Source organism: Pseudomonas sp. 910_23 (assembly GCF_052850795.1).
On sequence record NZ_VXCZ01000004.1, the window covers coordinates 1 to 19,619 of the forward strand.

Annotated in this window: 15 protein-coding genes; 10 read left to right on the plus strand and 5 right to left on the minus strand. The window is 58.8% G+C overall.

The window, feature by feature from the left end:
* Nucleotides 1-209: 209 nt before the first annotated feature.
* A complete protein-coding gene (locus FW800_RS05715) occupies nt 210-812 on the minus strand; it encodes a glutathione S-transferase family protein (protein ID WP_446437198.1) in 603 nt (200 codons plus the stop codon).
* A 307-nt stretch (nt 813-1,119) separates the two neighbouring features.
* On the opposite strand from FW800_RS05715, the gene FW800_RS05720 reads away from it, so the two are divergent.
* Both FW800_RS05720 and FW800_RS05725 read left to right on the plus strand, forming a co-directional pair.
* The gene (locus tag FW800_RS05720; protein ID WP_005789942.1) at nt 1,120-2,466 is read left to right on the plus strand and encodes an NCS2 family permease; all 1,347 of its coding nucleotides are present in this window, start codon (nt 1,120-1,122) and stop codon (nt 2,464-2,466) included.
* A gap of 12 nt (nt 2,467-2,478) precedes the next feature.
* Nucleotides 2,479-3,117: a LysE family translocator gene (locus tag FW800_RS05725; protein WP_032880122.1), complete on the plus strand. Its 639-nt coding sequence runs from the start codon at nt 2,479-2,481 to the stop codon at nt 3,115-3,117.
* On the opposite strand, the gene FW800_RS05730 is transcribed toward FW800_RS05725, so the two are convergent.
* Nucleotides 3,101-8,335: a dermonecrotic toxin domain-containing protein gene (locus FW800_RS05730; RefSeq protein ID WP_446437199.1), complete on the minus strand. Its 5,235-nt coding sequence runs from the start codon at nt 8,333-8,335 to the stop codon at nt 3,101-3,103. The genes FW800_RS05725 and FW800_RS05730 overlap by 17 nt on opposite strands.
* 159 nt (nt 8,336-8,494) lie before the next feature.
* Nucleotides 8,495-8,848, minus strand: coding sequence for a hydroxyisourate hydrolase (uraH, locus tag FW800_RS05735; RefSeq protein ID WP_078821940.1), 354 nt, complete (start codon nt 8,846-8,848; stop codon nt 8,495-8,497).
* Between the two features lie 431 nt (nt 8,849-9,279).
* Between uraH and puuE the strand changes: the two genes are divergently transcribed.
* The 7 genes from puuE to FW800_RS05770 all read left to right on the plus strand — a co-directional run bounded on the left by puuE (nt 9,280) and on the right by FW800_RS05770 (nt 16,458).
* The gene (gene puuE, locus FW800_RS05740) at nt 9,280-10,206 is read left to right on the plus strand and encodes an allantoinase PuuE (RefSeq protein ID WP_005789948.1); all 927 of its coding nucleotides are present in this window, start codon (nt 9,280-9,282) and stop codon (nt 10,204-10,206) included.
* Entirely contained in the window at nt 10,203-10,718 is a 516-nt protein-coding gene (gene uraD / locus FW800_RS05745; RefSeq protein ID WP_446437200.1) for a 2-oxo-4-hydroxy-4-carboxy-5-ureidoimidazoline decarboxylase, read from the plus strand. The genes puuE and uraD overlap by 4 nt, the downstream gene beginning before the upstream one ends.
* Nucleotides 10,719-10,759: 41 nt before the next feature.
* The gene (alc, locus tag FW800_RS05750; RefSeq protein ID WP_005789952.1) at nt 10,760-11,755 is read left to right on the plus strand and encodes an allantoicase; all 996 of its coding nucleotides are present in this window, start codon (nt 10,760-10,762) and stop codon (nt 11,753-11,755) included.
* 118 nt (nt 11,756-11,873) lie between these two features.
* A complete protein-coding gene (locus FW800_RS05755; RefSeq protein WP_005789953.1) occupies nt 11,874-12,377 on the plus strand; it encodes an ureidoglycolate lyase in 504 nt (167 codons plus the stop codon).
* A gap of 51 nt (nt 12,378-12,428) precedes the next feature.
* On the plus strand, nt 12,429-13,712 hold the full coding sequence (locus FW800_RS05760) for a urate hydroxylase PuuD (RefSeq protein WP_446437201.1): 1,284 nt from the start codon (nt 12,429-12,431) through the stop codon (nt 13,710-13,712).
* Nucleotides 13,713-13,889: 177 nt separating this feature from the next.
* Nucleotides 13,890-15,233, plus strand: coding sequence for a nucleobase:cation symporter-2 family protein (locus FW800_RS05765; RefSeq protein ID WP_103733708.1), 1,344 nt, complete (start codon nt 13,890-13,892; stop codon nt 15,231-15,233).
* A gap of 439 nt (nt 15,234-15,672) precedes the next feature.
* Entirely contained in the window at nt 15,673-16,458 is a 786-nt protein-coding gene (locus FW800_RS05770) for an outer membrane protein OmpK (RefSeq protein WP_005789957.1), read from the plus strand.
* A 125-nt stretch (nt 16,459-16,583) separates the two neighbouring features.
* Here FW800_RS05770 and FW800_RS05775 read toward each other — a convergent pair whose 3' ends face one another.
* Entirely contained in the window at nt 16,584-17,732 is a 1,149-nt protein-coding gene (locus tag FW800_RS05775) for a patatin-like phospholipase family protein (protein ID WP_446437202.1), read from the minus strand.
* A gap of 29 nt (nt 17,733-17,761) precedes the next feature.
* Nucleotides 17,762-18,697, minus strand: a complete 936-nt coding sequence (locus FW800_RS05780) for a lipid A biosynthesis lauroyl acyltransferase (RefSeq protein ID WP_005789961.1) — start codon at nt 18,695-18,697, stop codon at nt 17,762-17,764.
* A gap of 119 nt (nt 18,698-18,816) precedes the next feature.
* On the opposite strand from FW800_RS05780, the gene minC reads away from it, so the two are divergent.
* A complete protein-coding gene (gene minC, locus FW800_RS05785) occupies nt 18,817-19,554 on the plus strand; it encodes a septum site-determining protein MinC (RefSeq protein WP_005789962.1) in 738 nt (245 codons plus the stop codon).
* Nucleotides 19,555-19,619: the final 65 nt, after the last annotated feature.

Consider the following 19,619-nt stretch of genomic DNA (forward strand, 5'->3'; position numbering starts at 1 on the left):
AAAGGCCTCTTGCCCCACCACTCGGCACCTCGCCTGGGCTCGGTGTGCCCGTAATCCGACAGCGTGGTTTAACGGGGCGCCTGAGATCAAAAGCAGATCAAGATCAAGAGCGGCTCGCTTCGCATCGTGGTTACTGTTGGCTGCGGCCAAGTTGTGTAGATACCTATTCCTATCGGGAGCAAGCCCCCTCCCACCTTTTGATTGCATTATCAGTCCAACATCGGCACATACCGAGGATGGCTGGCCACCCGCTGCAACCACGCTTGTACCGCCGGATAAGCGCCCAAATCAAACCCGCCCTCTTGGGCCACATGGGTGTAGGCATATAACGCCACATCAGCGATGGAGAATTGGTCGCCCACCAGATACGGGGTCAACTGCAGTTGGCGATCCATGACCTTAAGGGCCTTGTAGCCGCCTTTGTGCAATTTCTTGTATTCCTCCAAGCGATCCTCCGGCAGCCCCAGATAGAACTGGATAAACCGCGCCACCGCTATATACGGCTCATGGCTGTACTGCTCGAAAAACTGCCACTGCAATACCTGGGTGCGCAGGCGCGGTTCCGTGGGCAGGAACTCGCTGCCATCGGCGAGGAAATTGAGAATCGCATTGGACTCCCATAGGCAGGTGCCGTCTTCCAGTTCCAGCACCGGGATCTTGCCGTTGGGGTTCTTCGCCAGGAACTCAGGGGTCTGGGTGTCGCCCTTGAGGATGTCGATATCGATCCACTGAAACGGGATCCCCAACAAGCTAAGCATCAATTTGATCTTGTAGCAGTTGCCCGACTTGTAATCGCCATAAACCTTGTACATGGGCTCCCCTTATGCCGCTTTGCGCATTCGGAGCGAATGCTTGCGCCCTCAAAGTGCGGGTATTGCGGCAATGTTTCAAGGCGGCGGGCGGAATAAATCTACCTGTCCCCCTGGGAGTCAGCCTTTCATCCACTTTCGCCCAGACATTCGAAAACATTATTTGCTTTATTTGTATACAAAAGCATAATTCGCTTCGTGCGAGTTCCTGACCTATTGGTCAACAAACCCGCCAGTACCTCAAAGCGCTGTTGCCCACTCATGTGACCGGCGCTGGACATAACAATAAAACGATTGAGGAGTACTCGCTGTGGATAGCCGTAAAACCGAAGCCCCTACGTTGGACCTGGCCACGCCGCAAGGCGGTTGGCTGGAACGCCTGTTCAAACTGCGCTTGCATGGCACCACAGTGAAGACCGAGCTGATCGCCGGCCTCACCACCTTCATCACCATGGCCTACATCATCTTCGTCAATCCCAACATCATGGCCGACGCCGGTATTGATCACGGTGCGGCCTTTGTCGCCACCTGCATCGCCGCAGCCCTGGGGTGCCTGTTGATGGGCCTGTACGCCAACTGGCCGGTGGGCCTGGCGCCGGGTATGGGCCTGAACGCGTTTTTCACTTACACCGTGGTCGGCACCATGGGCTACAACTGGGAAACCGCTCTCGGCGCGGTCTTTGTCTCGGGTGTGCTATTCATGATTCTGACGCTGTCACGCATCCGAGAATGGCTGCTCAACAGTATTCCGGTCAGCCTGCGTCATGCCATGGGCGCAGGTGTGGGCCTGTTCCTCGGGGTGATCGGCCTGAAAACCGCCGGCATCATCGTCGACAGCCCGGCCACCCTGATCAAGCTCGGCTCCCTGCATGAACCCGCCCCGCTGCTGGCGGCGGTGTGCTTCCTGCTGATCGCCATCCTCAGTTACCACCGTGTATTCGGTGCAATTCTCATCAGCATCATCGCCGTGACCCTGGCCGGCTGGGGCCTGGGCCTGGTGCATTACAACGGCATTCTCTCCACCCCACCGAGCCTGGCACCGACCTGGATGGCGATGGACGTGATGGGTGTGTTCAATGTGAGCATGATCAGCGTGGTATTTGCCTTTCTTTTTGTACACATGTTCGACACTGCCGGTACACTGATGGGCGTTGCCCAACGGGCCGGGCTGGTCAAGGCCGACGGCAAGATCGACAACCTGTCCCGCGCATTGAAGGCCGACAGTGCTTCCAGTGTGTTCGGCGCCATGGTTGGCGTGCCGCCAGTGACCAGCTACGTGGAAAGCGCCGCAGGTGTGGCAGCCGGTGGCCGCACCGGGTTGACCGCTGTAACGGTGGGTGTGCTGTTCGTGGCGGCGATGTTCTTCGCACCGCTGGCCGGCATGATTCCCGCCTACGCCACCGCTGGCGCGCTGATCTACGTAGCGATGCTGATGATGGCGAGCATGGCCCATATCAATTGGGATGAAGCTACCGACAGCATTCCGGCGATCGTCACTGCCATCATGATGCCGCTGACGTTCTCGGTCGCGGACGGGATCGCTCTGGGCTTTATCACCTATGTAGCGCTGAAGGCCGGCACCGGCAAGTACCGCGAGATTTCTGTCAGCCTGTGGGTGTTGTGCGCGATTTTCATTGCGAAATTCATATTTTTATAAAAGGAGCAAATGATGAACCTGGATACCTGGCTGCTGTTCAGTGGGGCTGCATTGATCGTGATCCTGATTCCAGGGCCATTGTCGCTGCTGATGATCAGCAACAGTCTCAACTACGGCCTGCGCCGCTCGTATCCGGCGTTTTTGGGCGGAGTGTTTGCGTCGATCTGCCTGTTGAGTGCTTCGGCCTTGGGTCTGGGGGCCTTGTTGCTGGCCTCGGAACAGCTGTTCAGTGCCTTGAAAATTGTCGGCGCGCTGTACCTGTTCTACCTGGCCTGGCAGAGCTGGCAGCAATCGCGTCTGCCGAGCGAAGGCGCCGAAGTCCCACAAACGCCGTCTGTACCGCGCTTTCGTGCGTTGTTTGGGCGAGCCTTTGTGTTGGGCGCCAGCAACCCCAAGGACATCCTGTTTTTCGCAGCCTTCCTGCCGCAGTTTCTCAGCAGCCAGCAACCGTTCCTGCCGCAATTGCTGATCATGATCGCCACCTGGACGGTGCTCGACCTGCTGTGCAAGCTGGCCTACGGTCTGGGTGCCCATGGCGCAGCGCGTTACTTGCGCAGCGGTTCGGGCCAGAGCTGGTTCAACCGCATCAGCGCGGCACTGTTCGGCGGCGCCGGTGCGATGGCACTCATCAATGCTAAGGGGTCAATTTGACGAAATAAACAGTTGGATCGAGACGCCCCTTTGTGGGCCATTGGATGCCGGCCACAATCCGCACCAAGCGCTGTTCCTGCATCGCGTTGTCAACTGCCCTTAATAAAAGAGAGTCGGGGTGTGAGTTGATGGCTATCCGAACCCAACGGTTCGAAAGCTTCCCTCTCAGGGTCATTCGCCCCAGTTCAAGCCATTGGTAGGCCACGTAGTAAATGGTGTTCGAACGGGGATGAGTAACGACTGATTCAATACTGGGTTCTCCGAAACGCATCCCTGGGCGCCGCACAGACAGGTCCTCGACGCGGTAACCCTGCTGCTCCAGCACGGTCCTGACGGCGGCGCGCTCCGCTTCAAGCCTCTGCGTCCTGACCGGGACGACACCATATTGCAGGCTCGGGTCTAACGGATGAGGCGGCGTGAAATCAACGCGCGTGAAGCCGGGTGCCTTGCCTTCGAAACCGACGTATAGATATTGCTTGCGCCGTTCATTAGTCCGCAACATCCGTAGTAAATCGTCCGTTTGGCCGCTCCTCGCAGGGAGCGGGGGTAGCCATTCGTCCAGCGTCGCGCGGATGCCGAGCAAATGGCTTGCCGTGGCAGAGTGGGAAGGATCTGCCAATTCAATCATTCTCATGACGGTAAACTTTCGAGCTTCATTCGTCATGGAGGGAAAGGCCCTGCCCACAGAGTGCTCCAACGAACTGTCGAACAGCGCCGAATGATGTTGCCATTCACCTGTAGGCAGGCGTGATACGGGAATGGGCTGGTCGCGAATATCAGTGCTGGTCCAGCGCATGATATCGGCTCGCGCGGATGGCCCCGGTGGCTCATTTCGGGTGATAAACACCAGGTCAGTCAACGATGCATGGTCGCCCTGCGGGAGCATCCGGTAAAAACCGCTGTTCGGATCCTGGAAGTCGGTATAAGGAGGAGCCACGCGCAAAAACCTGGCATTGAGCGAAGAACCTCTGGGAGCCGAGCCAACCTCAAACACTCCAGGCGCAGGGAAGCCCACAATGTCACGGGGGTGAACTTGAGCACGCCAACTCAACCACTGGGTGTCCGTTGTACGTGACTGGACAATCCGGTTCTCAGTCGCCATGCGCTCACGAGGGGGTTGCCAATCCGACGAGGGCGCCCGGGGAGCGCGCCATGGGTCATGCACCCCGGAGCTGGGCCCAGGTTGAGGATTATCGGCCTCCAGCAACCACTCCTTGGGCTGATGGATATTCAGGACCAACTCATCCTCACCGCTTTTCAGCATGTTTCTCAGCCGAAACGCAGACTCGCTATCACGTTGGTAAACGGGATAATGGTGAGTGTCATCCGTTACAAATTGCTGACCGTCTTTCACATAAACGCCCTCCCTGCCACGCCCTTTGAGCGCCACAGCATCCGGAGGCACGCCCTTGACTTTGAAACGGTCCAAGGGTTTTAACGCGGCCGCAGAAGGCGCAGCCTGACGCAGCACTCGGCCACGGCTGAAATGCGAACGATGTATCCGATTCAACACTGCCCCCAGCGGGCGCCGCACGATACCCGCCGCTACGCCTCTGACCTTGGGGCCGGGGGTAAAGGTCTGCCACAAATCGAACACCAGATACTGGGTCATAAACACAATATCCACGACATCATTGGGGTCTGCGAAACGGTGAAAACGTCGTGCCACAATCAGCAATTCATAAAAGGAGTTAGCCAGCGCAAATAACGGAAAGAAAAACGATATGAGCGCTCGCAGGCTGCTATCAGTCTGCTCCGCAAGGCGGCGGACACGATACTCATCCAGCACCTTGCCGGAATTACTCGCAGCTTGAGTGCGGCGTTGCAAATCCAGCACATTGGCGTAATACAGCAATGCCCTGGGTTCACTGTGGGATATGGGAACGATCGCCAGCCAGTTTGACGGGTTACTGGCAATTTGCTCGCGGATCAGTTTTTCGATCTCATCGAGCACTGGCGTCGGTTGCAGATGTGTAATGCTGAAGGAGCGAACAAAACCAGGGAGCCTCCACTTACCTTCGAAATAATAAGCATCCGGCATGACAGAAAGCCATCCAGGCTCTCCTGCTTCATCGGCGTCATGAATGATTGCGTCAAATGCCCAACCGGGCGCTACCTGCCGCGCCAGTAACTTTACAAGGTCAGCCGAAGCGGCAACGCGACTGAGTTCTACCCGCGCCACCGCCACGCTGATGTACTCGGTGATGATCAAGGCATGCGGCGCAGCAGGCCAGTAAACTACGCAGCGCCCGCTGCCCTGATCCTGCATGACCACGACCCCTGAGATATAGCGATCATGCTGCATCGTGTGCGCCGCCAGATGAACGACGGACAACTTCAAATCATACCCGTTTTTCAGCAGGTCCTCAGGCGTTCGCGCCGCCATCGCCGTGCTGAACAGGCTCTGTGCAAAGGTGCTTAGCCCTTGTTGAACCGCCGAAAAAAGCTGCATGTGCGCGCATTCATCCAGCGTGCGATTGATCAGCGCAGGAATGCGACCTGCATCCAGACTCGGTTTGGCTTTAACCGTGGGGTAGAAGGTATGGTTGATCTGCGTGTCGTAGTTTCCGCCGATATCCAGCGAAGAGACTGTCTTGATCAGATATTCCTTGTTCAGCCGTTGCTTCCACTGCGGTTGCAGATAGCGTGCTCGATTCAATCGCCAAGGCACCCAGGGTGCTTGCGGATCAAGATTATGCAATGCCAGCTGTAACATGCTGAAGGTTGTGGTTTGAGTACTTGGGGTCAGGACCTGCCCGCGATCACCCGGCGTGCAGTGGCTTTGATTACCGCAGAAGCTGCCTCTGACATCATCCGGCATCGTGATCAGGGGCTTGTCGATGTCCAGCTCCGGGTAGAAACCATCCTCGGTTAAGCGGGCGATCAACTTGCGGCGGGCGAACGTTTCCAAGTCACTCAGAGCGCGTTCAAGCAGGCTTTCAGAGGCAAAGGCGCTGCTCAGGTACCGGCGCTGCAAGCGCTTGAAGTGTTTAAGCTGGGCAGGTGTCGCGCCCGCTAACCACTGTGGCAGTTTTTTTGCCTCAAGCGCAGCCTTGCGCAGAAGATCAATGTTGGCCTGAGCCTGGTTCAAGGCGGGACTTTCGGGAATCTTCAAGTGCGCGTCCAGCTCAGCCAATAGCAACAAACGGCTCAGCTCGGCATCTTTTACCTCATTGAACAGACCGGCAGTACCCTCAATGCGCTTGTTCAAGCGAAAGTAGTAGGCCATCAAGTGTTTGAAAGAAACCGTCGCAGGGTTCCCCTCAATGGGTTCATAGCGCACCGTCAGGGTTTCACGCCGGGCATGGTCACGTAAGTCGTGACGCTTATCGTGCTCTATACAGCCCCACAGGACCGAATCATCACTGCTCCCGAGGCTGGCTTTCAGACCGCGGGTCAAAGCGTCCAGGCCTGAAAAAGCCTTCAGCCCGCCATATTGCCCGAATGCATACAGCGCGACCGGAACCCCACGGGACGGGTGTTTCATCGCCGTCGCCCGAGCCACTACCCAAACGTTATGAAGCGGGTAGAAGGCAGCCTGCACGCTGCCCACAGAGACCGAAAACACCTGGGCTTTACCGCCCACGTATTTGGATGTCGACAGCCGCTCCACGACCTCCATCACCAAGTCCTGATGTGCAGTGGGTATCAGCTTGAGCCGGTGTTGCAACTGAACCTCACAGCGCAGGGCCTCGACATGGGCACGCAGGAACAAGGCATAACGTTTGTGCGCACCGGTTGGGCGCTCAATCCAAAAAGGCATATCGTAGAGCCGCTGCTGTGCACCGTTAATCAGCGAATTCAACGCTTCTTTATGCGCTTTGAGTTGGTTCTCAAGCACCACAAATTCCTCAAGCGCTGCAGTCTCGACGCTCAGGTCATCGGCGTTGAATAGTGCGAGCAGACCTTTTTCGTAGCGTTTGACCTGCTGTTCTGCGGTGAGCAGGGCCAGGCCGGGCGCGGTGCTGGCAAAGATAATTTCTGCGCGTCGTCGCTGCTCGTCCCACTTGAGCAATTGATAGAGGAGGGTCCCAAGCCGGACTTTACCGACCAGTTGCTTCCTTGCACGCTCGATAAAACGCAGAAAAGGCACAGCGGTCAGCGGTTGAGGTCGCGGCTTTTTTGGAGAAAACACGTGTGCGTGATTGATCGCCAGCGCACAGGCCAGCTCGTTTTCCCATTGACCTTCCAGCAACGCTTGCGCGCTCATCGCCAGCGCATCACCGGAGATTGTCGAACCGCGATCCACGCTTAACGCGGGGGTCAGGTCCGTAGGCCGACACAACTCATGTCGGCGCTCTAACGGCAGGCATTGCCAGAGTTCGTCGAACAGTGACTCACTGGCCAACTTTACCAAACCGCATTGCAAGTCGAAGAAGGACGGGTACTCGTAGAAATTGCGCACCACACCCGGCAGGTAAATCACATGCGGTGCACCATCAGGATCGCCTTCACGGTAGATATGCAATGCACCGGGAATTGCAACCGCAGGCGTACCCGGCCACATCAACGAACTCGCTCGCACAGTGGCCCAATCGCCCCCTGCTCGCTGGCGCGCCCCAGCACTGGGTGCGTCGATCAGGGCCTGAAGCAGAGCCATCCCGGCACTCGACAGCTCGTCCAATTGCTGCGCCATAAAAGCCCGGTCAGCGAAGAGTTCGGCGTGCAGCTCTGCCCAATACCCCCTGCGTGTTTGCGAGGAACCGGGCTGCAGCGCGTCCCAATAAGGCGTGGCCGACCAGGCAATTCTGTCTTGCAGCTTCATGGCGATAACTCGCTGCAGCACTTGCAACGGCGTATAAGGCAACTGGCGAGTCGGGTCACCCTTGACGCTCAGGGCAGTGAACTGATTCAGGTTGATCGGCACTGCGGGCAAGGCCAGTGACAGCAGCGCCCGATCAGTCAGGCTGTCGACTTTCTGGGGTTCTGCTGGTGGTTTGGGCACGGTGAACAGCAGGCTGTCCGGGTCTATTTCAAACTCTTTGCGTAGCTCGTCGCGGATCACCCACAAAACTTTTGGCGCGCGCGCTATCAGCCTTGCAAGCACCTTTATTACCTCGGCGCAGCGCAGTTCGGCAAAAGCAATCTGATTGATCAGGCGGCTTGGATGGGCGTGAGCGTTGATTCGCCGGGTCAGCTGGCTGCGCATACCCTGAAGCGTTGCTTGAGCAGCGATCTCCGGATCTTCTGGGTCGGGTATGTGGTTGAGTGAGGCCATGATGTTTTCTTGATTGAGGAAAACACCGAGCCTAGGCGACGCACAGGCACTTAAGGCTTTAGATAGTTGAACGCAGCACGCGCAAAAAAAGCCCGCAGTGTGCGCGGGCGAAACCAACGAAGAGCATTTTTTGGGGGGGGTGTGAAGCGAGGTGACGACTCAGCTACCGCGATAGGTGGAGTAGCTGTAAGGCGAAATCAGCAGTGGCACATGGTAATGGTCTTGTTCGGCGCTGATGCCGAAACGCAATACCACCACGTCGAGAAAAGCCTGCTCCGGCAGTTGCACACCGCGGGCGCGGTAGTAGTCGCCAGCGCTGAATTGCAATTGGTAGACACCGCTGCGGTAGTCATCGCCTTGCAGCAGCGGCGCGTCGCAACGGCCGTCGCTATTAGTCACGGCGCTACCCACCAGTTCAAGCTGCGCGCCTTCGACGCGATACAACTCGACCTTGATCGCGCTGCCGGGGCAGCCGTGTGCGGCGTCCAAAACGTGTGTGGTCAAACGTCCCATGGCTTTTATGCGCCTCCCGAAGTCAGTCATAGAGAAACCCGCACTCTTTCAGGGCAGTGAAAGAGCCGGCGATGGCCGATTAAGACACTTTTATAAAAAATTGTACACAATAAATTTCACAGCGCTTCCACCCTCCTGTAGGAGCGAGCTTGCTCGCGAAAAACGCCAACGATGACGCGGGCTCTCAGAATGAAAAATGGCGCCCTCAGGGTTTTCGCGAGCAAGCTCGCTCCTGCAGTGGGCTTTTTCATTTTAACCTGACCACTTAGGCAAGTTTCTTGCAGACAGACCGTTCAGAAAAAATGCAGAAATGCAGGCTTACAAAGTTTGCGATAAGTTGTATACAATCACTCATCGCTGTGACGCCACCCAGTCTTTCCACTGCCCGGCCGCCACACCCCTAGCTACCACGAACAAGAAGGAAGACTGCAGTGAGCGCTGACTACCCACGCGACCTGATCGGTTACGGCAGTAACCCTCCTCACCCCCACTGGCCGGGCAACGCACGCATTGCGCTGTCGTTCGTACTCAACTACGAAGAAGGCGGCGAGCGCAATATCCTGCATGGCGACAAAGAGTCTGAAGCCTTCCTTTCGGAAATGGTCTCGGCCCAGCCGCTGCAAGGCGAGCGCAACATGAGCATGGAGTCGCTGTACGAATACGGCAGCCGTGCCGGAGTGTGGCGCATCCTCAAGTTGTTCAAAGAATTCGACATACCGCTGACTATCTTCGCCGTGGCCATGGCTGCCCAGCGTCATCCGGATGTAATCCGCGCCATGGTCGCCGCCGGCCACGAGATTTGCAGCCACGGCTACCGCTGGATCGACTACCAGTACATGGACGAGGCCCAGGAGCGCGAGCACATGCTCGAAGCCATCCGCATCCTCACCGAGCTGACCGGCGAACGCCCGCTGGGCTGGTACACCGGTCGTACCGGCCCCAACACCCGCCGCCTGGTGATGGAGGAAGGCGGTTTCCTGTATGACTGCGACACCTATGACGACGACCTGCCCTACTGGGAACCCAATACCCCTAACGGCAAGCCGCACCTGGTGATCCCCTACACCCTGGACACCAACGACATGCGCTTCACCCAGGTGCAGGGTTTCAACAAGGGCGACGACTTTTTCGAGTACCTCAAGGATGCCTTCGACGTGCTGTATGCCGAAGGCGCCGAAGCGCCGAAGATGCTTTCGATCGGCCTGCATTGCCGCCTGATCGGCCGCCCGGCACGCCTGGCCTCGCTCAAGCGCTTCATTGAATACGTCAAAGGCCATGATCAGGTGTGGTTCACCCGCCGCGTGGACATCGCCCGTCACTGGCACCAAACCCACCCCTGCACGGGAGCGGCGAAATGACTGCGTTCCAGACCTTGCAACCGTCGACCCTGAGCCGCGACGCCTTCGTCGCAGCCTTTGCCGATATTTACGAACACTCGCCATGGGTGGCCGAAAAGGCCTTCGAGCGGGGCCAGGATACGTCGATCGACCAGATCGAAACCCTGCACCAGCGCATGAGCGATATCCTGTTGAGCGCTGATCATCAAAGCCAGTTGGCCCTGATCAATGCTCACCCGGACCTGGCCGGTAAAGCCGCCGTCCAGGGCCAACTCACCCAAGCCAGCACCGATGAGCAAGCTGGCGCGGGGATTCACCAATGCACGGCCGAAGAGTTTTCTCGCTTCACCGAGCTGAATGACGCCTACAAGGCCAAGTTCAAGTTTCCCTTCATCATGGCGGTAAAAGGCAGCAACCGGCACCAGATTCTCGCCGCGTTCGAAACGCGCATCCATAACTCGACAGACACCGAGTTCAAGTGCGCGCTGGACGAGATCAACAAGATCGCGTTGTTCCGTTTATTGACCCTCTAAACGACCATCCCCAGCCACTCTATCCAAGGCAGACAAGAAGAATGAAAGCTTACGCCGTACCTTTCGAAAAGTTCGTCAACCTGGCCGACGCCCGCCTGGGCACCAAGATCATCTCGGTCACCGATGACTGGTTCGCCGACGCCAACCGCCTGTTCCAGCCGACCCCGGCCGTGTGGAAGGAGGGCGTTTTCGATGACAACGGCAAGTGGATGGACGGCTGGGAGTCACGCCGCAAGCGCTTCGAAGGCTACGACAGCGCGGTGATCCGCCTGGGCGTGCCGGGTTCGATCAAAGGCGTGGACATCGACACTTCATTCTTCACCGGCAACTTCCCGCCGTCGGCCTCACTGGAAGCCTGCTTCCTGGCCTCGGGCGAGCCGGACGCCAATACCCAATGGGTTGAAGTGCTGTCGGCGGTAGAGCTGCAAGGCAACAGCCACCACTACCACGAGATCAACAACGACCAGGCGTTCAGCCACCTGCGCTTCAACATCTACCCGGATGGCGGCGTCGCCCGTCTGCGTGTGTATGGCGTGCCGTTCCGCGATTGGTCTTCGGTGGGCGACAACGAACAGGTCGACCTGGCTGCCGCGCTCAATGGCGGTCGTGCCCTGGCCTGCTCCGATGAACACTTCGGCCGCATGAGCAACATCCTCAACCCGGGCCGTGGCATCAACATGGGTGATGGCTGGGAAACCGCGCGTCGTCGTACACCGGGCAATGACTGGGTGATCGTCGCGTTGGGCCACCCGGGCGAGATCGAAAAGATCATCGTCGACACCCTGCACTTCAAGGGCAACTACCCGGACACCTGCTCGATCCAGGGCGCCTTCGTCAAAGGCGGCACCGACAGCCAGATCGAAACCCAATCGCTGTTCTGGCGTGAACTGTTGCCGGCGCAGAAACTGGAAATGCACGCAGAACACACCTTCGCCGAGCAGATCAAGGCGCTGGGGCCGATTACCCACATCCGTCTGAATGTGTTCCCGGATGGCGGTGTGAGTCGCCTGCGCGTCCTGGGCAAAGTGTCGAAATAAGCGGTGATGCCATCGCAGGCAAGCCAGTTCCCACAGGGGAATGCATTCCAAATGTGGGAGCGGGCTTGCCCGCGATAGCAATAGACCAAACAACACAGTATTCGGATAAGAGACAGCCATGCGCACACTGATGATCGAACCCCTGACCAAAGAAGCCTTCGCCCCTTTCGGAGACGTTATCGAAACCGACGGCAGCGATCACTTCATGATCAACAACGGGTCGACCATGCGCTTTCACAAGTTGGCAACGGTCGAAACAGCACAGCCTGAAGACCACGCCATCATCAGCATCTTCCGCGCCGACGCGCAGGACATGCCGCTGACCGTGTGCATGCTGGAGAGACACCCGCTGGGCAGCCAGGCGTTCATACCGCTGCTCGGCAACCCCTTTCTGATCGTGGTCGCGCCACTTGGCGATGCACCTGTATCAGGCTTGGTCCGCGCCTTCGTTACCAACGGCAGGCAGGGCATCAATTACCATCGCGGCGTCTGGCACCACCCGGTGCTGACGATCGAAAAGCGGGATGACTTCCTGGTGGTTGATCGCAGTGGCACAGGCAATAACTGCGATGAGCATTTTTTCAAAGAGGATGAGCGGTTGATCCTCGCCCCCCACCAATAAGAGAAGGCCGGATCACCCGACAACAAGGGTGACAGGCGAGAGGTAAAGACTGTGGAAGCACATCTGTTGGAATGGCTGAACCTGAGCGTGCGCTGGGTTCACATGATCACTGGCGTCGCCTGGATCGGCGCTTCGTTCTACTTTGTCTGGCTGGAAAACAACCTTAATCGCGTCAACCCCAAGAACGGCCTGGCCGGTGACTTGTGGGCGATCCACGGTGGCGGTATCTACCACCTGGAAAAATACAAACTGGCTCCGCCAACCATGCCGGACAACCTGCACTGGTTCAAATGGGAAGCCTACTTCACCTGGATGTCGGGCGTCGCGCTGCTCTGCGTGGTGTTCTACCTCAACCCCACGCTGTACCTGCTCGCCCCCGGCAGCAGCCTCAGCGGCACCGAAGGCGTATTGCTGGGCATCGGCTCACTGTTCGCTGGCTGGTTCATCTACTCCTTCCTCTGCGACTCGGCCCTGGGCAAGCGCCCTGCCCTGCTCGGCTTGATCCTGTTCGTGCTGCTGATTGCGGCGGCGTATGGCTTCAGCAAGGTGTTCAGCGGCCGTGGCGCCTACCTGCACGTGGGTGCGGTGATCGGTACGATCATGGTCGGTAACGTGTTCCGCATCATCATGCCCGCCCAGCGTGCACTGGTGGCAGCCATCGCCGAGAACCGCACACCGGATCCGGCGCTGCCGGCCAAGGGCTTGCTGCGTTCACGCCACAACAACTACTTCACCTTGCCGGTGCTGTTCATCATGATCAGCAACCACTTCCCGAGTACCTACGGCAGCCGATACAACTGGCTGATCCTGGCCGGGATCGCAGTGGCGGCGGTGCTGGTAAGGCACTACTTCAACACCCGGCATGACAGCCAGAAGTATGCGTGGACCTTGCCGGTGGGCGCGTTGGCGATGATCAGCCTGGCGTATGTAACCGGGCCCAAACCTGCAGAACCGATTGCCAAGGCACCTGCTGCGATCGAGTACCAGCCGCTGCCGGAAACCGCCCTGGGCGGTGGCTTGAAACCCGCAGCGCCTGCCGCCCCCGCCGCTGAACCGGCACCGGCCCAGGCCACGACCGACTTCGGCCAGGTGCACCATGTGATCGAGCAACGCTGCACCGTGTGCCATTCGGCCAAGCCCACCAGCCCGTTGTTCAGCACCGCTCCGGCTGGGGTGATGTTCGACACACCGACACAGATCCAGCAGCAGGCCGCGCGTATTCAAGCGCAGGCCGTGGCCAGCCAGATCATGCCGTTGGGCAATATTACCCAGATGACCCAGCAGGAAAGAGACCTGATCGGCACCTGGATCAATCAGGGGGCCCGCACCAACTGACTGTTTCACACGGGACCAATGTGGGAGCTGGCTTGCCTGCGATAGCAGTGTGTCAGTCACCGGATGAGTTGCCGACCCTGCGCTATCGCAGGCAAGCCAGCTCCCACAATTGAGATCTGCCGTGTTTTGAAAATTGCTTTGCAAACAACACAAAAATAAAAAGATTCGAGGTGTTGCATGTCCCAGTTAGAAACGCAGACTCCTGCCGCGCCCGCCATGGTGCGGCTGCCCCTCTTGCAACTGATTCTGGTTGGCTTGCAACACGTCTTGCTGATGTACGGCGGCGCCGTCGCCGTCCCCCTGATCATTGGCCAGGCCGCAGGCTTGAGCCGTGAAGAAATCGCCTTCCTGATCAACGCCGACCTGCTGGTGGCCGGTATCGCCACCATGGTGCAGTCGTTCGGCATCGGCCCGGTAGGTATCCGTATGCCGGTGATGATGGGTGCCAGCTTCGCCGCCGTCGGCAGCATGGTCGCCATGGCCGGTATGCCCGGTATCGGTTTGCAAGGCATCTTCGGCGCGACTATCGCCGCCGGGTTCTTCGGCATGCTGATCGCGCCATTCATGTCCAAGGTCGTGCGCTTTTTCCCGCCGCTGGTAACCGGTACCGTCATTACCGCCATCGGCCTCTCGCTGTTTCCCGTGGCCGTGAACTGGGCCGGTGGCGGCAGTGCTGCCGCCACGTTCGGCTCGCCGGTGTATCTGGCGATTGCTGCCCTGGTGCTGGCGACCATCCTGCTGATCAACCGCTTCATGCGCGGCTTCTGGGTGAATATCTCGGTGCTGATCGGCATGGGCCTGGGTTACGGGTTGTGCGGCGTTATCGGCATGGTCGACCTCAGTGGCCTGGCCCAGGCGCCCTGGGTGCAGGTGGTCACGCCGTTGCACTTCGGTATGCCCAAGTTCGAGTTGGCGCCGATCCTGTCGATGTGCCTGGTGGTGGTGATTATCTTTGTCGAGTCCACCGGCATGTTCCTCGCCCTGGGCAAGATCACCGGCCAGGAGGTCACCCCGAAAATGCTGCGCCGCGGCCTGTTGTGTGACGCCGGCGCGTCGTTCTTTGCCGGTTTCTTCAACACCTTTACCCACTCCTCCTTCGCGCAGAATATCGGCCTGGTACAAATGACCGGCGTGCGCTGCCGCTCGGTCACGATCATGGCCGGGGCCTTTCTGATTGTGCTGAGCCTGTTGCCCAAGGCCGCCTATCTGGTCGCGTCGATTCCGCCGGCAGTACTCGGTGGCGCGGCGATAGCCATGTTCGGCATGGTGGCGGCGACCGGGATCAAGATCCTGCAGGAAGCCGACATCGCCGACCGTCGCAACCAGCTATTGGTAGCCGTGAGCATCGGCATGGGCCTGATCCCCGTGGTACGGCCGGAGTTCTTCGCGCAACTGCCACTGTGGATGAGCCCGATTACCCACAGCGGGATCGCTATGGCCACACTCAGCGCGTTGTCGCTGAACATCCTGTTCAACATCCTCGGCGGCGCTGAACGCCCCGAAGTCGCCCATACGCATTGATTCCTTTGTTAGTACAAAAATAACAACAAACAGGGAACAGCCACATGCACAGCCTTCAACCGGGGCCGGCCACACGCCGCGCCCCATTCTCGCCCCTCGCGCTCTGTTACAGCGCACTTGAGCCCAGGCCTGGGAGCCAGTATTCTCCGCGCCCGCTCGAATCGACTCAAAAAAAAACAGCGAATGTAAAAGCTGACTTCAAGGCCAACTTATCCCGGCCTGATGTTGGCTGCCAAAGTGCGCAAAAGTCCTCTGAATTCGACTGCATCCGCTGCAGCCGACGGGGATTTTTGGCTTTTCAAACACATTGGCGCAGCTCTTGCTAACAGCATTAAAGCTGACCGAACAGACGATTTTTGCAGCGAACCAAAAGGCGCCATACCAGAGCGCCTGCGTAGAAGAAAAAAAAACCATAAAACTTTAACTCGGGAGCAACCGAATGAAACCCATGTTCAAAGGCCTGATGCTGGCGGGATCCCTGCTGGCTGGTGGCCAGGCCGTCGCCGGTGACTTGTTGCAGTGGCAGAACAACAGCCTGACTTACCTGTGGGGCAAGAGCTTTACCGTCAACCCGCAGATCCAGCAAACCGTCACCTTCGAACATGCCGACGCATGGAAGTACGGCGACAACTTCTTCTTCCTCGACCGTATCTTTTACAACGGCAAGGAAGACGGTAATGTCGGCCCGAACACTTACTACGGTGAGTTCAGCCCGCGTTTGTCGTTCGGCAAGATTTTCGACAAGGACCTATCGTTCGGCCCGATCAAGGACGTGCTGCTGGCCTTCACCTACGAGTTCGGCGAGGGCGATAACGAGTCCTACCTGCTGGGCCCGGCATTCGACTTGAACATCCCCGGTTTTGACTACTTCCAGTTGAATTTCTACCAGCGCCAGACCGAGGGCAATCGCCCGGGTGACGGTGTGTGGCAGATCACTCCGGTGTGGTCGTACACCATCCCCGTGGGCAACTCCGACGTGCTGATCGACGGTTTCATGGACTGGGTGGTGGATAACGACAAGAACGCCCGTGGCACTTATCACGCCAACCTGCACTTCAACCCGCAGGTCAAATATGACTTGGGCAAGGCGCTGCACTGGGGCGACAAGCAGTTGTATGTAGGTTTTGAATACGACTACTGGAAGAACAAGTACGGGATTGAAGACAGCGGCGCGTTCAAGACGACTCAGGACACGGCAAGCTTCCTGGTCAAGTACCACTTCTGATTGAACACCGCAGATCAAATGTGGGAGGGGCGGTGCGACGATTCGACTTGCTCCCGATAGCAGTGGATCAGTCAACAAATCCAGTGACTGACACTCAGCCATCGGGAGCAAGCCCCCTCCCACATTCAGTTAGGCGTCAGGCCGAGGAATCGGGTGATTTCGTCGCGTTTGGCCAGCGCATCCTTGCGCCCCAACTCGATCAACTCGCTGCAATACCCCGCCTCGAACAGCAAATAACTCAACACCCCCGCCCCACTGGTCTTGGTCGCCCCCGGCCCGCGCAAGAACAAGCGCAACGCCGCCGGTAATTCCTGGCGATGTCGCGCCGCGATTTCATCGATAGGCTGGCTGGGCGCAATCACCAGCACGTCCACCGGCGCCAGGCCCTGCACCGCGGCGTCGACAGGGACAACCCGACTAAACTGGTTCAAGCGCTCCAGCAGTTCGATATCGCTTTCCAGGCTGTCAATGAAGGTGCTGTTGAGCATATGCCCACCGATTTGCGCCAGGGTCGGTTGCTGGCCGGTGTAGGTACGTTGCGTCGACGCTTCATTGCCCCTGGGATTGCCGCTCACGCCGACCACCAACACGCGGCTGGCGCCCAGGTGCAAAGCCGGGCTGATGGGCGCTGACTGCCGCACCGCGCCATCGCCAAAGTACTCTTCGTCGAGTTTGACCGGAGCAAACAACAGCGGAATCGCCGAACTCGCCAGCAAGTGCTCCACCGTCAGCTGGGTCGGCACGCCGATACGCCGATGGCGCAGCCATGCATCGATGGTGCCGCCGCCCTGGTAGAAAGTCACCGCTTGCCCGGACTCATAGCCAAACGCCGTCACCGCCACTGCCTGCAAGTGCTTGCGGCGAATAGCCTCGTCGATGCCGTCCAGGTTCAAGCGTTCTTGCAGCAAGTCGCGCAGTGGCGAGCTGTTGAGCAGCGCCACGGGCACCTGGGCGCCCAGGCCCAATAGGCTGTGGATGAGGAAACGGCTGGCCTGGCGTATTACCCCAGGCCAGTCGCTGCGCAGCACCTGGTGGCTGCGAAAGCCCTGCCAGAACGTTGTCAGCCGTTCAATCGCTGCCGAGAAATCGGTAGCGCCACTGGCCAGGCTCACCGCATTGATCGCGCCGGCTGAGGTGCCGACAATCACCGGAAATGGATTCGGCGCCCCCGGTGGCAGCAACTCGGCAATCGCCGCCAACACCCCCACCTGATACGCCGCTCGCGCCCCGCCGCCGGAAAGAATCAAGCCTGTGACCGGTTCAACTGGGCGCATTGAGTCACTCCGTGTGGGAAAAATCAGCGTTATCGACGGCGCTTTTCATACAGTTTGGGCTCACCCGGCGGCCGGCTCTTGAAACGGCGATGGGTCCACAGGTATTGCTCGGGGCAATCGCGTACCGAGGCTTCGACCCATTGGTTGATGCGCAGGCAGTCGATTTCGTCGGTTTCACCCGGAAAATCGGTCAACGGTGGATGGATCACCAATCGGTAACCGCTGCCATCGGCCAGGCGCTCCTGGGTGAACGGCACCACCAACGCCTTGCCCAGGCGTGCGAACTTGCTGGTAGCGGTGACGGTAGCTGCCTGGATACCGAACAGCGGCACGAAGATGCTTTGCTTGGCGCCGTAATCCTGGTCCGGTGCGTACCAGATGGCCCGGCCGGCACGCAGCAGCTTGAGCATACCGCGCACGTCGTCGCGCTCCACGGCCAGGGAATCGAGGTTATGGCGCTCACGGCCACGGCGCTGGATAAAATCGAACAGCGGGTTGCCATGCTCGCGGTACATGCCATCGATGGTGTGTTTCTGCCCCAGCAGCGCCGCGCCGATTTCCAGGGTGGTGAAGTGCAGGGCCATCAGGATCACGCCCTTGCCTTCCAAGTGTGCCTGCTTGAGGTGTTCCAGCCCTTCGACATGGGCCAGTCGCGCCAGGCGCGGCTTGGGCCACCACCAACTCATGGCCATTTCAAAAAAGGCGATACCGGTGGAGGCAAAGTTTTCCTTGAGCAGGCGTTTGCGCTCCTGCACGGATTTTTCCGGGAAGCACAGCTCAAGGTTACGCGCCGCGATACGGCGGCGATCGCCAGCCACGCGGTACATGCCCGCACCCAGCAGGCGACCAATGGTCAACAACGCCCGGTACGGCAACTGGGTGACCAGCCACAGCAGGCCGAGCCCCAGCCATAGCAGCCAAAAACGCGGGTGAAGAAATACAGCTCGAAAACGCGGGCGATCCATTACAGATTCCGGTAAAGACAAGGGCCGCGCATTCTACAACGGTTCGACTCGGCTTGCGGCGGGTGAGTGTTCTCGTTATAAGTCTCGACACTTTTCGTGACAAGCCGCTTTCGCCGACCATGAGCCAAACCGAACCGCTAGACCAAGATCCCGTGTTCCAGCTAAAAGGCAGCATGCTCGCCATTACCGTGCTGGAACTGGCGCGCAATGACCTTGATGCCCTGGACCGCCAACTGGCCGCCAAGGTCGCCCTGGCGCCGAACTTTTTCAACAACGCCCCGCTGGTGCTGGCGCTGGACAAGCTGCCGGCCGGCCAGGGCGTGATTGATTTGCCCGGGCTGATGCGCGTGTGCCGCTCCCATGGCCTGCGCACCCTGGCGATTCGTGCCAGCCGCATCGAAGACATTGCCGCCGCCATCGCCATTGAACTGCCAGTACTGCCTCCGTCCGGTGCCCGCGAGCGTCCCTTGGAACCGCTGGTCGGTGAAGAGAAGAAAAAACCGGAAAAACCACCCGAGCCTGCGATCAAGCCGACAAAGATCATCACCTCGCCGGTACGCGGCGGGCAGCAGATTTACGCCCAGGGCGGCGATCTGGTGGTGATCTCCTCGGTCAGCCCGGGGGCGGAACTTCTCGCCGATGGCAACATCCATGTATACGGCCCGATGCGCGGGCGTGCCCTCGCCGGCATCAAGGGTGATACCAGAGCGCGGATTTTCTGCCAGCAGTTGACCGCTGAGCTGGTTTCCATCGCGGGTCAGTACAAGGTTTCCGAAGATTTGCGCCGTGATCCGCTGTGGGGGGCTTCGGTGCAGGTCAACCTGTCGGGCGATGTGTTGAACATCATCCGGCTTTAACGGATACTGCCGCATTTTCCAAGCATCTCTAGACTCTGATAGCAAAGCGAAACCGGCAAGACTTG